General features: G+C 73.0%; 11 protein-coding genes. 4 read left to right on the plus strand and 7 right to left on the minus strand.

From position 1 onward, the window contains the following. The first annotated feature begins 67 nt into the window (after positions 1–67). Positions 68–1093 carry a hypothetical protein gene (locus PS271_RS23215; protein WP_398384289.1) on the plus strand — a complete coding sequence of 342 codons (1026 nt, stop codon included), beginning with the start codon at positions 68–70 and terminating at the stop codon, positions 1091–1093. 248 nt (positions 1094–1341) lie between these two features. Further along, on the plus strand, positions 1342–4212 hold the full coding sequence (locus PS271_RS23220) for an NACHT domain-containing protein (protein ID WP_398384291.1): 2871 nt from the start codon (positions 1342–1344) through the stop codon (positions 4210–4212). Between the two features lie 37 nt (positions 4213–4249). Here PS271_RS23220 and PS271_RS23225 read toward each other — a convergent pair whose 3' ends face one another. Then, the gene (locus PS271_RS23225) at positions 4250–4855 is read right to left on the minus strand and encodes a mycothiol-dependent nitroreductase Rv2466c family protein (protein ID WP_398384293.1); all 606 of its coding nucleotides are present in this window, start codon (positions 4853–4855) and stop codon (positions 4250–4252) included. Between the two features lie 70 nt (positions 4856–4925). Beyond that, positions 4926–5105 carry a hypothetical protein gene (locus tag PS271_RS23230; protein ID WP_398384295.1) on the minus strand — a complete coding sequence of 60 codons (180 nt, stop codon included), beginning with the start codon at positions 5103–5105 and terminating at the stop codon, positions 4926–4928. 136 nt (positions 5106–5241) lie between these two features. Between PS271_RS23230 and PS271_RS23235 the strand changes: the two genes are divergently transcribed. Both PS271_RS23235 and PS271_RS23240 read left to right on the plus strand, forming a co-directional pair. Continuing rightward, positions 5242–6078 (plus strand): Scr1 family TA system antitoxin-like transcriptional regulator, encoded by an 837-nt coding sequence (locus PS271_RS23235; RefSeq protein WP_398384297.1) that lies wholly within the window; start codon positions 5242–5244, stop codon positions 6076–6078. Beyond that, on the plus strand, positions 6062–6271 hold the full coding sequence (locus PS271_RS23240) for a DUF397 domain-containing protein (RefSeq protein ID WP_398384299.1): 210 nt from the start codon (positions 6062–6064) through the stop codon (positions 6269–6271). Before PS271_RS23235 ends, PS271_RS23240 begins: the two co-directional genes overlap by 17 nt. 48 nt (positions 6272–6319) lie before the next feature. Here the strand turns inward: PS271_RS23240 and PS271_RS23245 are convergent, their stop codons facing one another. From PS271_RS23245 to PS271_RS23265, 5 genes are all read right to left on the minus strand, one after another. Further along, the gene (locus tag PS271_RS23245) at positions 6320–8449 is read right to left on the minus strand and encodes a 3-hydroxyacyl-CoA dehydrogenase NAD-binding domain-containing protein (RefSeq protein ID WP_398384301.1); all 2130 of its coding nucleotides are present in this window, start codon (positions 8447–8449) and stop codon (positions 6320–6322) included. Further along, positions 8446–9666, minus strand: coding sequence for a thiolase family protein (locus PS271_RS23250; protein ID WP_356273855.1), 1221 nt, complete (start codon positions 9664–9666; stop codon positions 8446–8448). The genes PS271_RS23245 and PS271_RS23250 overlap by 4 nt, the downstream gene beginning before the upstream one ends. A 286-nt stretch (positions 9667–9952) precedes the next feature. Further along, entirely contained in the window at positions 9953–11230 is a 1278-nt protein-coding gene (locus PS271_RS23255) for an HRDC domain-containing protein (protein ID WP_398384304.1), read from the minus strand. Between the two features lie 156 nt (positions 11231–11386). Continuing rightward, positions 11387–12049, minus strand: a complete 663-nt coding sequence (locus PS271_RS23260; RefSeq protein WP_030369345.1) for a response regulator transcription factor — start codon at positions 12047–12049, stop codon at positions 11387–11389. Positions 12050–12876: 827 nt separating this feature from the next. Further along, positions 12877–13596 carry a DUF3000 domain-containing protein gene (locus PS271_RS23265; protein ID WP_356273847.1) on the minus strand — a complete coding sequence of 240 codons (720 nt, stop codon included), beginning with the start codon at positions 13594–13596 and terminating at the stop codon, positions 12877–12879. Between the last annotated feature and the right edge of the window lie 79 nt (positions 13597–13675).

Raw genomic sequence — 13675 nt, forward strand, 5'->3', positions numbered from 1 at the left:
GTGCGCTGCGGACGCAGTTGGAGTAGGGGCGAGGAGGTGGGGTTGCTCCCGGGGTACTTTTGCCCGCATGACGACCCAGCCGGCCCCCCGTAGCGCCGCCCGCACGGCACGTACCGCACGCACGGTGCTGTCCTGCGTGCTGCTCGGCGCGCTGGCCCTGGCCGGGGCCACGGGCTGCGGCGGCCCGACGGCGGCGTCGGCGCCCGGCCGGGAAGACGCCCCCGCCGCGCACAAGGCGGCCCCCGACGCCGCCGGGGCCGTCGATCTCGGCCGCCGGATCACCGACTACGCGGCCGGCATGACCGCCGACGGCAGCTACCGCGTCCCCACCGAGCGCGAGCGCCGGGCGATCGCCGAAGGCGTCCGCGCCCTCCTCGACGGCGACCGCGCCGCGGCAGCGCGCCGGCTTTCCGGTGTCGGGTACGCCGTCCACACCCTCGTCGACAGCGGGGGCGGCGCCCACTACGCGGAGATCGCCGACGCCACGCACGAGGGCGAGGTCCGCCGCGGCTGGGGCCGCATCTACGCCGACCTGCGCGGCCCGGCCCGCTGGCAGGTCCAGGTCCCGCACCCCTCCGCCGACCAGCGCACCGAGCAGCTCGGCGTCGGCCTCCTGCGCGGCGCCCCCGGCGGCGTCCTCGTCCTCGCCGGCGCCCACCGCGCGGTGGACTCCGGCGCCGGCCCCGACGCCGCGGACGTCGCCCACCGCCGCGACTCCGTCTTCGCCGCCGTCTCCGACTCCCTCGCCGACCGCCGCCTCCCCGCCGTCCAGGTCCACGGCTTCGCCGACAGCAGCCTGCCCGACTACGACGTCGTCGTCTCCCCGGGCAGCGGCGAAGCGGGCCTCCCCTCCGCGCGGCGCCTCGCGACGGCGTACCGCGCGCAGGGCATGCGCGTCTGCGAAGTCTGGGAGCGCTACTGCGGCCGCCTCGAAGGCCGCACGAACGTGGAGGGCGAGTACGCGGGCGAGGCCGGCGTGCCGTTCGTGCACGTCGAGCACAACCGGCGGCTCCGGGACGACGACGGGCTGGTCGCGAAGGCGGTACGGGCGCTGGTGGAGGTTGTGGGGAAGTGGGGGACGGGGCGCGGCTGACGATTCGTTGCGCTAGTGATTCACGCTCCTGATGATTCACGGCCCCTGGTGACTCACGGCCCCTGGTGACTCACGGCCCCTGATGATTCGCTCCCCCAGCGATTCGCTCCGCCGGGTGGCCTTCCGGTGTTTTCCGCCCGGGCGCCGAGGGGGAGGGGTTATCTGATTCCCGTGCCGCCCGGCCCGGACCGGGAGGCCGGCGCCGCCCGCCCGGGGCGGGAGGGAATCGCATGCGGGGGTGGGAGCCGATGGGGTCGCCACTGCGCCGGACGCGCGTGCAACGGCGCATCGGGCTGGGGCTGGCCTGTGCGGCTCTGGTCACGCTGGCCGTCGTGCTGTGGCGGGGCGACGTCGAAAGTCCCGGGACCGCGACGTGGATCTCCGTGGTCTCGGCCGTGGTCTCGGCGCTCGCCTTCGCCGCCGATCTCCTGACCGGCATCGGGGACGGCGACTCCCCGGACCCGGCCGACCGCAGACGGCGCGCGGCCGACGCCCTCGCCGAAGCGGTGCGCAGCCAGTGGGCGGCGGAGGCGCAGCTGCGCCGCCTCCAGGACCCGGAACCGCTGGGCGTCCGCTGGTCCCGCGTCGGCCCGCCGCTCGCCGACCACCAGGGCAACGTCCACCGCGGCCCGCTGCCCCCGCCGCGCGACGGCGATCAGCGGCTCGGCCGCGTCGTCCAGGCATTCGCCGCAGTGCCGTCGCGCCGGCTGGTGGTCCTGGGCGGCCCGGGGGCGGGGAAGAGCATCCTCGCCGTACAGTTCGTCCTCGGCACGCTCGCCGCCCGGCAGCCGGGCGGCCCGGTGCCCGTGCTCTTCCCGCTGGCCGGGTGGAATCCGCAGGCCCTCACCCTGCGCGCGTGGCTGGCCGAGCGGCTGGCCGCGGAGTACCGGACGCTGGCCGCCCCGTCCGGCGACGGCACCCTGGCCCGGGAACTGCTGGACGCCGGCCTCGTGCTGCCCGTCCTCGACGGCTTCGACGAGCTTCCCCCGCCCGCGCACGGCGAGGCGATGCGGAGGCTCAACGCGGAGCTGGACGAACGGCTGCCCGTCCTGCTCACCTGCCGCACCACCGCCTGGACCCGCGCCGTACACGCCGGCGACGTCCTGACCGCCGCGGAAGTCGTCGAGCTGCGACGGCTCGACTTCGGTACGGCACGCCACTACCTGGAACGCACGGCGCGGCCGGACGGCCGGGGCTCGACCCTGTGGACACCGGTGCTGCAGGCGCCCCCGGGGCCGCTGACCGAGGTGCTGGGCACACCGCTGATGGTGGCCCTGGCCCGCACCGTCTACGGGGACACCTCCCGCGACCCGGCCGAACTCCTGGACGCAGCACGCTTTCCCACGGCGGAGAGCATCGAAGAACACCTGCTGGACGCCTTCGTGCCGGCGGCCTTCGGTGATGCGCCCGGAACCACCTGGCGGCCGGACGCGGCCCACCGCTGGCTCCGCCGCCTCGCCCGCGACCTCGACGGCCACGACCGGCAGCGCGGCACGTGGCGGCTCGCCTGGTGGGAGCTGCCGGACGCGATGCCGAAGGCGCTGCGCGTGATCGGCCCCGCCCTGACGGCCCTCCTCGCGACGGCCGCGCTGCTGGTGCCCCTGGCCTGGTACGGCAGGGGAGTCGTCGGCAACTGGGACAGCCGGTTGTCGATGGTCCTTCACCTCACAGGCATCCTCCTGGGCCTGAGTTGCGGGTTCGCCTGCCTGCTGCCCGCAACGGCGGACACCCCGCAAGGGCCGCGCCGGCTGGCCCGCATGGCGGTGACGCTGACCGCCGTCGCCGCGCCCCTCGCCGCGGTGGCCGGCTTCCTGTCCCCGCCCCTCTTCGGCCTGCGACTGGGGGACGCCATCACGCCCCGGCCCATCTGGTTCTTCAACGGATGCGCCTTCGGGCTGATCCTGTCGATGCTCTTCGCCGTCGCCGGGCTGTCGCGGCGCCCGCCCCCGCTGGGCCTGCCGTGGGCCGGCAGCACGAGCGGCCCCGGGGCCGTCCGCGTGCTGGCGATCGGCCTCGCCGCCGCCGGACCGGTACTCCTGGCCATCCGGCTCGTCGTCCCGGCCCTGATCTGTCTCGTGGCGGGCCTGCTCCTGTTCCTGGCCGGACAGCGTCATGGTGAACGGGCCGCAGCCCCCTTCACCGGCCCCGCTGCCGTTCTCCGCGGCTTCGGAACCGGTGTCCTGCGCGGGTTCCTCGTCTGCTCGCTCATCGGGGTGGCTTCTTCCGCGGTCGTCGGAGGCATCGTGGGGGCATGCGCGGCGTACGAGGTCCGGTCGGCTCCCTCGTTGACGGACGGTCAGCGGATCGACGGCTGGTACGCCCGGGTGTCCGCCGACGGTATCCGCACCGTCGACTCCTCGAAGCCGTACGCGGGCGAGCTGCTGCCCCGCGGCCCGCACGCCAAGCCGCTCGCCGTGCCGCGTCACGGCGGCATCGCGTACAACGGGCGCACGCCGCAGCCCTTCCACCAGCCGGTCCGCATCCGCATGGAGCACGACGGGCCGGTGCTCCTCACGGCGGGCCGCCCTCCCGCCGACGCCTGGAACGTGGTCTCCGAACTGCCGCACGGCGTCCGGCTGTGGCTCGCGTACCGCAGCGCACCGGCCGTCATCGGCGACGTCGTGGTCCCGCTCGCCGAGTTCGGCGTCCTGATCGGCGCCATCGGAGGTTGCGCCTCGGGCGTCTACCGCGCTCTGAGCATCCCCTCCGACACGCTCCGGGCCGCCGGACCGCAGAGCACCCTGCGCACCGACCGCGCTGCCACGGCGGCGCGCAGCGCCATCGCCGCCGTGCTCGCGGGCGGGGTCTGCCTGGCGCTGATCCCGCTGGTCGGGAACGGTAGCCCGCTGGGCACCATGCACACCGAACTGTGGGTGCCCGTCGGCACGTCCGCGCTCGCGCTGAGCGCCTGGGGCCGCCTCGCTACGGCCCGGATCTGGCTGGCCGTCACCGGGCGCGCGCCCTGGCGGCTCATGACCTTCCTCGAAGAGGCCCACCGGCGCGGGGTGCTGCGCCAGTCGGGCGCACACTACGAGTTCCGCCACCTGCGGCTCCAGCAGCGCCTCGCGGGAGCGGCCGATGACGAGGACCGCCGGGCGGCCCCGGCCCCGGTGCCGTGAGCGGTGCCCGTCGGCTGAATTCCGGCCGGCGGCCCGGTCAGCTGAAGTCCAGGCCGCCCGTACGGGTGCGCTTGAGCTCGAAGAAGTTCGGGTAGCCGGCCAGCAGCCGCACGCCGTCGAAGATCCGGGCGGCTTCCTCGCCCCGCGGGATCGCGGTCAGGACGGGACCGAAGAAGGCGATCCCGTCGATGTGGATGGTCGGCGTGCCGACCTCTTCGCCGACCGGGTCCATGCCCTCGTGGTGGCTCTTGCGCAGGGCCTCGTCGTAGCCGGTCGAGCGGGCCGCGTCCGCCAGTGACTCCGGCAGGCCGGTGTCGGCCAGCGCCTTCCTGATCAGCTCGTCGGAGACCTCGCCGTTCTCGGTGTGGATACGCGTGCCGAGCGCGGTGTACAGGTCGCGCAACACGTCCTCCCCGTGCTCCTGCGCCGCGGCGGTGCACACGCGCACCGGGCCCCAGCCCACGTCGAGCAGTCTGCGGTAGCGCTCCGGCAGGTCGGCGCGGCCTTCGTTGAGTACGGACAGGCTCATGACGCGGAACCGCAGGTCGAGGTCGCGGTGTTGCTCCACCTCCAGGATCCAGCGGGAGGTGATCCAGGCGAACGGGCAGACGGGGTCGAAGTAGAAGTCCACGGTGTGTGTCATGACCATGAGCGTACGAGGGGGGTGGACCGGTGGGCAGGTCCACTTCCCCACGCGGATCGTGGGCCAATCCCTACGGCTTGCACCCCTGCCGGAGATGCTCCCTGCGCTTGCGTTCGACCTCCTCCACCGCGGTGGGGCTCTCCCGGAGGGCTGCGGCGCGCTTCATGACGAGGACGGCGCACGTCAGGCACGTTGCCGTGCGGTTGCCCGCTTCGTCGTCGTACGGGTGCGCATTCGTACGGGCGTTCACTGTGTCCGGCCTCCGTTGTGTCTTGCTCGTTGCCAGCGGGCAACTCCCCTTCGGGTAACTAGGGTTGCTGGGCGGAGTCCTCGACCACCAGGACTTGATGTCCCCCGCGTGAGCAGGGGAGATAGGGGGTACGTGCATGCCCGCACGACCACGCACGCTGACACCCGACCGGTCGGCCCGGCACCTCTTCGGCGCGAAGATGCGTGCGTATCGCGGCAGCATGAGCCTGGAGCGGCTCGCCGAGTTGGTGAATTTCAGCAAGAGCCACCTTGCGCGAGTGGAGACGGCGGAGTCCATGCCGCCGCCGGAGCTTCCGGCCTTGTTGGACGCCGAGTTCGGCACGGATGGCATTTTCGTCGAGTTGTACCAGCTCGCTCGGAAAGAGATCCATCCGGACAAGTACCGGCGCCGAATGGAGCTGGAGACGCAGGCGCGCCTGATCCAGCAGTACACCGGACAGATCGTCCCGGGCCTGGCGCAGACGGAGGAATACGCGCGGGCTCTGTTCGAGGCGTACAACCCACGGGCGACGCACGAGCAGATCGAGGAACTGGTGACGGTCCGAATGTCACGTCAGGCCCAATTGCGGGAGGACCCGGAGCCGGACCTTTCCTTCATCCTTGACGAAGGCGTGATCCGGCGTTCGTTCGGCGGGCCGAAGGTCATGCGTACCCAACTCGACCGCCTGGCCGGGCTGGCCCTCACCTCGACCACCACCTTGCAGGTGCTGCCGTTCTCCCATGGCGGTCACGGTCTGGTGGGCGGCACACTGACACTGATGACTCTGCACGATGGGACGCAAGTCGCCTACGAAGAGTCGATCTCCACCGGGACCCTGCTCGAAGACTCGGCCGACTTCGTCACACGTGAACGCGCTTACGATCTCCTGAGCGCAAGCGCCCTGTCGCCGACAGACTCGGCGGCATTCATCAGGTCCGTCATGGAGGCATTACCCGATGAGCACCGTCCCTGACATATCCCGCGCGGAATGGGCCAAGTCCAGCTACAGCGGTGATGGTGGTGACAACTGCCTTGAATGGGCGCCATCCGCATCCCCGGTCGCCGTCCCCGTCCGCGACAGCAAAACCCCCGGCGGCCCCGTCCTTGCCTTTTCCCCGGCGGCCTGGGCCGCCTTCGTCACCGCAGTCCGCAACAGCGACGCCTAACGCAAACGAGGGCCGTACGGGGAAACCCCGTACGGCCCTCGTAGCGCGTTACGCCGGGACGCTCGCGACGCCCACCGGCAGGAACCGCCGGCCGGCAGCCCGCTCCGAGACGCCCTCACGGTCCAGGTACGGCGTGATGCCGCCCAGGTGGAAGGGCCAGCCCGCGCCGGTGATCAGGCACAGGTCGATGTCCTGCGCCTCGGCGACGACGCCCTCGTCCAGCATGAGGCCGATCTCCTGCGCGACCGCCTCCAGGACGCGGGCGCGCACCTGCTCCTCCGTCAGGACGGAGTCGCCCTGCACCAGAAGCGCGGCGACCTCGGGGTCCAGCTCCGGCTTGCCGGAGTCGTAGACGTAGAAGCCGCGCTTGCCGGCCTTCACGACGGCGGCGAGGTTCGGGGAGACCTTGAAGCGGTCGGGGAACGCGCCGGCCAGCGTCTCGGAGACGTGGAGGCCGATCGCGGGGCCGACGAGCTCCAGGAGCACCAGCGGCGACATCGGCAGGCCGAGCGGCTCGACGGCCTTCTCCGCGACAGCGACCGGCGTGCCCTCGTCGATGACGTTCTGGATCTCGCCCATGAAGCGGGTGAGGATGCGGTTGACGACGAACGCCGGGGCGTCCTTCACCAGGACCGCGGTCTTCTTCAGCTTCTTCGCGACGGCGAAGGCCGTGGCGAGCGAGGCGTCGTCCGTCTTCTCGCCGCGGACGATCTCCAGCAGCGGGAGGATCGCGACGGGGTTGAAGAAGTGGAAGCCGACGACCCGCTCGGGGTGCTTGAGCTTGGACGCCATCTCGGTGACGGACAGCGAGGAGGTGTTCGTGGCGAGGATGGTGTGCTCGGGCACGACCGCCTCGACCTCGGCGAACACCTGCTGCTTGACGCCCATCTCCTCGAAGACGGCCTCGATGACGAAGTCCGCGTCGCCGAAGCCGGCGGCCTTGTCGAGGGAGCCGGTGACGGCGGCCTTGAGGCGGTTGGCCTTGTCGTTGCCGATGCGGCCCTTGGCGAGGAGCTTGTCGATCTCGCCGTGGACGTAGCCGACGCCCTTGTCGATGCGCTCCTGGTCGATGTCGGTGAGGACGACCTGGACCTCCAGGCGGCGCGCGAAGAGCAGCGCGAGCTGGGAGGCCATCAGGCCGGCGCCGACGACGCCCACCTTGGTGACGGGGCGGGCCAGCGAGCGGTCGGGGGCACCGGCCGGGCGCTTGGCGCGCTTCTGCACCAGGTTGAAGGAGTAGATGCCGCTGCGCAGCTCCTCGCCCATGATCAGGTCCGCGAGGGCCTGGTCCTCGGCGTCGAAGCCCTGGCGCAGGTCGCCGTTCTTCGCCGCGGAGATGATCTCCAGGGCGCGGTAGGCGGCCGGGGCGGCGCCGTGGACCTTGGAGTCGGCGATGAAGCGGCCGCGCTCGACGGCCTGGTCCCAGGCCTCGCCGCGGTCGATCTCGGCGCGGTCGACCTGGACGTCGCCCTTGAGGACGCGGGCGGTCCACAGGAGGGACTGCTCCAGGAAGTCGGCGCCGTCGAAGATCGCGTCGGCGATGCCGAGCTCGAAGACCTGCTTGCCCTTGAGCTGGCGGTTCTGGTTCAGCGAGTTCTCGATGATGACCGAGACCGCGCGGTCGGCGCCGATGAGGTTCGGCAGCAGGGTGCAGCCGCCCCAGCCGGGGACCAGGCCGAGGAAGACCTCGGGCAGGGAGAACGCCGGGATGGCCCGCGAGACGGTGCGGTAGGTGCAGTGCAGACCGGCCTCGACGCCGCCGCCCATGGCCGCGCCGTTGTAGTACGCGAACGTCGGGACGGCGAGGGAGGACAGACGCTTGAAGACGTCGTGGCCGCCCTTGCCGATGGCGAGCGCGTCCTCGTGCTTCTTCAGCAGCTCGACGCCCTTGAGGTCGGCGCCGACGGCGAAGATGAACGGCTTGCCGGTGAGGCCGATGCCGGTGATGGAGCCCTCGGCGGCCTCCTTCTCGACCTGGTCGATCGCGACGCCCAGGTTCGCGAGCGACTGCGGGCCGAAGGTGGTCGGCTTGGTGTGGTCCAGGCCGTTGTCCAGCGTGATGAGCGCGAAGCGCCCGGCGCCGAAGGGGAGGTCGAAGTGGCGCACGTGCGCCTGCGTCACGACCTCGTCGGGGAACAGCTCCGCCGCACCCTTGAGAAGTTCAGCGGTGGTGCTCACTTGGTGCCTCCGTCGAAGTGGGGGTTCTCCCAGATGACCGTGCCGCCCATGCCGAGGCCGACACACATCGAGGTGAGGCCGTAGCGGACGTGCGGCTGCTCCTCGAACTGGCGGGCCAGCTGGGTCATCAGACGGACGCCGGACGAGGCCAGCGGGTGGCCGAAGGCGATGGCGCCGCCGTACTGGTTGACGCGCGGGTCGTCGTCCGCGATGCCGTAGTGGTCCAGGAGCGCGAGCACCTGCACCGCGTACGCCTCGTTCAGCTCGAAGAGGCCGATGTCGTCGATGGTCAGGCCGGCCTTGGCCAGGGCCTTCTCCGTCGCCGGGATCGGGCCGTAGCCCATGACCTCGGGCTCGACGCCGACGAACGCGTACGAGACGAGGCGCATGCGGACCGGCAGGCCCAGCTCGCGCGCGACGTCCTCGGCGGCGATCAGCGAGGCGGTGGCGCCGTCGTTGAGGCCGGAGGCGTTGCCGGGGGTGACCCGGCCGTGCGGGCGGAACGGGGTCTTGAGGTTCGCCAGCCCCTCCATGGTGGTGCCCGGGCGCATCGGCTCGTCGGCCGTGACCAGGCCCCAGCCCAGCTCCCCGCCCTCGGGCGTGGTGCGGCGCACGGAGATCGGCACGAGGTCGGCCTGGATCTTGCCGTCGGCGTACGCCTTGGCGGCCTTCTCCTGGCTGCGGACCGCGTACGCGTCCGCGCGCTCCTTGGTGAGCTGCGGGTAGCGGTCGTGCAGGTTCTCCGCCGTCATGCCCATGACGAGGGCGGAGTCGTCGACCAGCCGCTCCGAGAGGAAGCGCGGGTTCGGGTCCACGCCCTCGCCCATGGGGTGGCGGCCCATGTGCTCGACGCCGCCCGCGAGGGCGATGTCGTACGCACCGAAGGCGACGCCGCCGGCGACGGTCGTCACGGCGGTCATCGCGCCGGCGCACATGCGGTCGATGGACATGCCGGGCACGGTCTGCGGCAGGCCCGCGAGCATGCCGGCCGTGCGGCCCAGGGTCAGGCCCTGGTCGCCGATCTGCGTGGTCGCGGCGATGGCGACCTCGTCGATCTTGGCGGCGTCCAGGTTGGGGTTGCGGCGCAGCAGCTCACGGATGCACTTGATGACGAGGTCGTCGGCGCGGGTCTCGTGGTAGATGCCCTTCGGGCCCGCCTTGCCGAACGGGGTGCGGACGCCGTCGACGAATACGACGTCCCTAGCGGTACGAGGCACGTTGGCTCTCCTCCATGTGCGGGATCGCTGCGCTTGGGCATGCCGGATACACGGGCTACGCCACGGCGCGGGGCTCACGGCCATGCTACTTACGGGTAACTATGTTGCCCAGTCCCCTGGCGGGGAGCGGCGAAGGTCACATTCCGTGTGCGGAGGGGGCTACTGGGGGTTCGGTGCGGGCGGTGGGGTTCGCGGTGGTCGCGCGCCGTGGCGGCGGAAGGGAAACGGGACGGCCCCGGCCCCCGGAGAGGGGGCCGGGGCCGTCCGGCAAACGGTGGGAGGGCCGTCAGGCGGCGGCCTCCGTCAGGGCCTTCACCAGGACCGGGGTCACCTGTTCGATCTGCCACGGGCGGGCGCCGTGCGCGGAGAGGACCTCCGCCACCGCCTCCGGCGTCGCCGCCTTCGGTGGCTCCCAGCACAGGCGGCGCACCGTGTCCGGCGTGATCAGGTTCTCCTGCGGCATCGTGAGGCGCTCGGCGAGCGCGGACACGGCCGTACGGGCCGCCGTCAGCCGGGCCGCGGCCACCGGGTCCTTGTCGGCCCAGGCGCGCGGCGGCGGCGGGCCGGTGAGCGGCTGGCCGGGCTGCGGCAGCTCGGCGTCGGGGAGAGCGCGGGCGCGGTCGACCGCCGCCTGCCACTGCTCCAGCTGCTTGCGGCTCATGCGGTGCCCGAAGCCGGGCAGGGCCGCCAGCGCGTGGGCGTTCGGCGGCAGGTTCAGCGCGGCCTCGACGATCGCGGCGTCACCGAGCACCTTGCCCGGCGAGACGTCGCGCCGCTGTGCCACCAGGTCACGGGCGGTCCACAGCTCGCGCACCACCGCCATCTGGCGGCGCCTGCGCACCTTGTGCATCCCGGACGTACGGCGCCAGGGGTCCTTGCGGGGCGGGGCGGGCGGCGCGGAGGCGATGGCGTCGAACTCCTGGCGGGCCCACTCCAGCTTGCCCTGCCGCTCCAGCTCCGCCTCCAGGGCGTCACGCAGGTCGACCAGGAGCTCCACGTCGAGGGCGGCGTAGCGCAGCCAGGGGTCGGGCAGGGGGCGGGTCGACCAGTCGACGGCGGAGTGGCCCTTCTCCAGGGCGTACCCCAGGACGTTCTCCACCATGGCTCCGAGACCCACCCGTGCGAACCCGGCGAGCCGTCCGGCCAGCTCGGTGTCGAACAGCCGCGTCGGCGTCATCCCTATCTCGCGCAGGCACGGCAGGTCCTGGGTGGCCGCGTGCAGCACCCATTCGGCGTCGGCGATGGCTTCGCCGAGCGCGGACAGGTCGGGGCAGCCGACCGGGTCGATGAGCGCGCTACCCGCGCCCTCGCGGCGCAGCTGAACGAGGTAGGCGCGCTGGCCGTAGCGGTATCCGGAGGCGCGCTCGGCGTCGACGGCGACGGGGCCGGTGCCGGCGGCGAACGCGGCGACGACCGCCGCGAGGGCATCGTTGTCAGCGACGACCGGCGGGATGCCTTCGCGTGGCTCCAGTAGGGGGATCGGCGCCGAAACGACGTCGTCCGGGGGGCCGCCCCCGGTGGTTCGCAGTGGTGTGTCTGCTGCGGTTTCTTGGGCGTCGGTCACCGGTCAAGGGTATCTGTGTATGGCAAGCGCCCGCCGACGGAACGTCCCGTCGACGGGCGCGGCGTGTGGGGCCGGCGGGGGAGAGGGGGCGGGGGAGAGGGATGAGGGGGAGGGCGAGGGGGTGGTGGTGCGGTGCGGCCGGGGGCGGCGCGGGCGTCAGTGGATGATGCCGGTGCGCAGCGCGACGGCGACCATGCCGGCGCGGTCGCCGGTGCCGAGCTTGCGGGCGATCCGGGCCAGGTGGCTCTTGACGGTGAGGGCGGACAGGCCCATCGACACGCCGATCGCCTTGTTGGACTGGCCCTCCGCGACGAGCCGCAGCACCTCGACCTCGCGGCCGGACAGCTCGCGGTAGCCGCCGGGGTGGCCGGGGGCGCCGGGCGGGCGGCGGTGCAGCCGGGCAGCGGCCGCGGAGCCGATGGGGGCGGCGCCGGGGCGGCCCGGAACGCCGAGGTTGGTGCGGGTGCCGGTGACGACGTAGCCCTTCACGCCGCCCGCGAGGGCGTTGCGCACGGCGCCGATGTCGTCGGCGGCGGACAGGGCCAGGCCGTTCGGCCAGCCCGCGGCCCGGGTCTCGGACAGGAGGGTCAGCCCGGAGCCGTCCGGGAGGTGGACGTCGGCCACGCAGATGTCGCGCGGATTGCCGACGCGGGGGCGGGCCTCCGCGATGGACGACGCCTCGATCACGTCTCGCACGCCCAGTGCCCACAGGTGCCGGGTGACGGTGGAGCGGACACGGGGGTCGGCTACGACGACCATGGCCGTCGGTTTATTGGGCCGGTAGGCGAGGCTCGCAGGTTGCTCGAGGAGAACGGACACCAAGCCTCCAGGGGGGAGTGGCGGGGGGACGGTTCCGGCTTTGGGGGTAAGCCGGGGTAATCCGTATGGGAAGGGTCACAAGCCTCTTCGGCACCGAAGCGTCCCGGCTTTAGGGAATGATCACGAATTGGTGAGTAACAATTCGGGCAATTCGGATGCGAACGGTCGGCAACCGATCAGGTTGCCGACCGAAACGGTGTCGGCGAGCGGGCGAATTCGGTCATGGATACGGCATCCGGGTGACCGTTCCGCGGGGTCCGCTGCGCGGGGCTTGGCGGTGCGTACGGGTTCGGCGGTGCCGTACGGGTCCGGGTGGCTCCGGCACCGCCGGGGTGCGCCGTTGCGGCGGAGCGCCGCGGCGGCGGTTCCAAGGGTGCGGGGCGTCCTGGACCGGCTGGACCGGCTGTGAAGGGGCCCGGCCCCTTCAATTCCGCCGCAGCGGTGATCAGCCGAAGCGGACGTCTTCGGCGGTGCCGGGCCCGCCTCGGCTCGTACGGCACCGCCGGACAGCGCCGCTTCGGCTGGTCGCCGTCGCGGCGGGTTCAAGGATGCGGGGCATCCTTGACCGGCCTGTGCCGGCTGGGGTCGGCCGTGAAGGGGCCTGGCCCTTTCGATCCGCCGCGGGTTCGGCGTTGCGGTTCGCCGGTGAAGGGGCCTCGGCCCTTCATTTCCGCCGCAGCGGTGATCAGCCGAAGTGGACGTCTTCGGCGGTGCCGGGCCCGCCTCGGCTCGTACGGCACCGCCGGACAGCGCCGCTGTGGCTGGTCGCCGTCGCGGCGGGTTCAAGGATGCTGCGCATCCTTGACCGGGCTGCGCCGCGCCGCGGCCTAGCGGCGGCTTTGGGGGTCGCGCCGTTGGGGGAGGGTGACCACCCCCGCGTCCGGGGCGCCGCCCGGGGGGAGGCCCGCGATCTGGCACAGCAGGTCGCACCACGCGGCAAGGTGCGCCGCAGTGTCCGGCACCCCCGCCTCCTCCGGCGGCTCCGCGGCGGGGCCGCCGCCGCCCCCCTTCCCGCCCCGGACCGCCCGTACGGGCTTCGCCGCCGCCGGCGGGACCGGCGACCAGGAGGCCCGGATCTCGATCCGCGTCGACGGCTCCCGGTCGGAGAGGCCCCCGAAGTAGTGGGACCCGGCCCGCGTGACCGTCCCGCTCGGCGCCGCGTACGGCACGCGCCGCGCCTCCAGCGCGCCCGTGAGCCAGGACCAGCAGACCTCGGGGAGCAGCGGGTCCGCCGCCATCTCCGGCTCCAGGTCCGCGTGCACCAGCGTCACGAGCCGGAACGTACCGCCCCAGGCGTCGTGCCCGGCCGGGTCGTGCAGGAGGATCAGCCGGCCGTCGGCCAGCTCCTGGTCGTCGACGACGACCGCGGCCTCCAGCGCGTACGAGAAGGGGGCGAGCCGCTGGGGCGGCGGCGTCGCGTCGAGCTCGATCTCCGGCCGCAGGCGCACCCCTTGCAGCCCGGCGACCGCCTGCCGGAAGACGGACGGGGAGCCCTCCCCATCCGCGTCGTCCGGACCGTCCGAGAGGTGTCCCTGCGCCGCAGCCATGCCCGGAAGACTAGGCGGAACGAAGCGCGGTTCCGGGTAGGACACCCACACGGGCGGGTCACTCGTTCGGCCCGTGCGA

It is taken from the genome of Streptomyces sp. SCA2-17 (genome assembly GCF_044336695.1).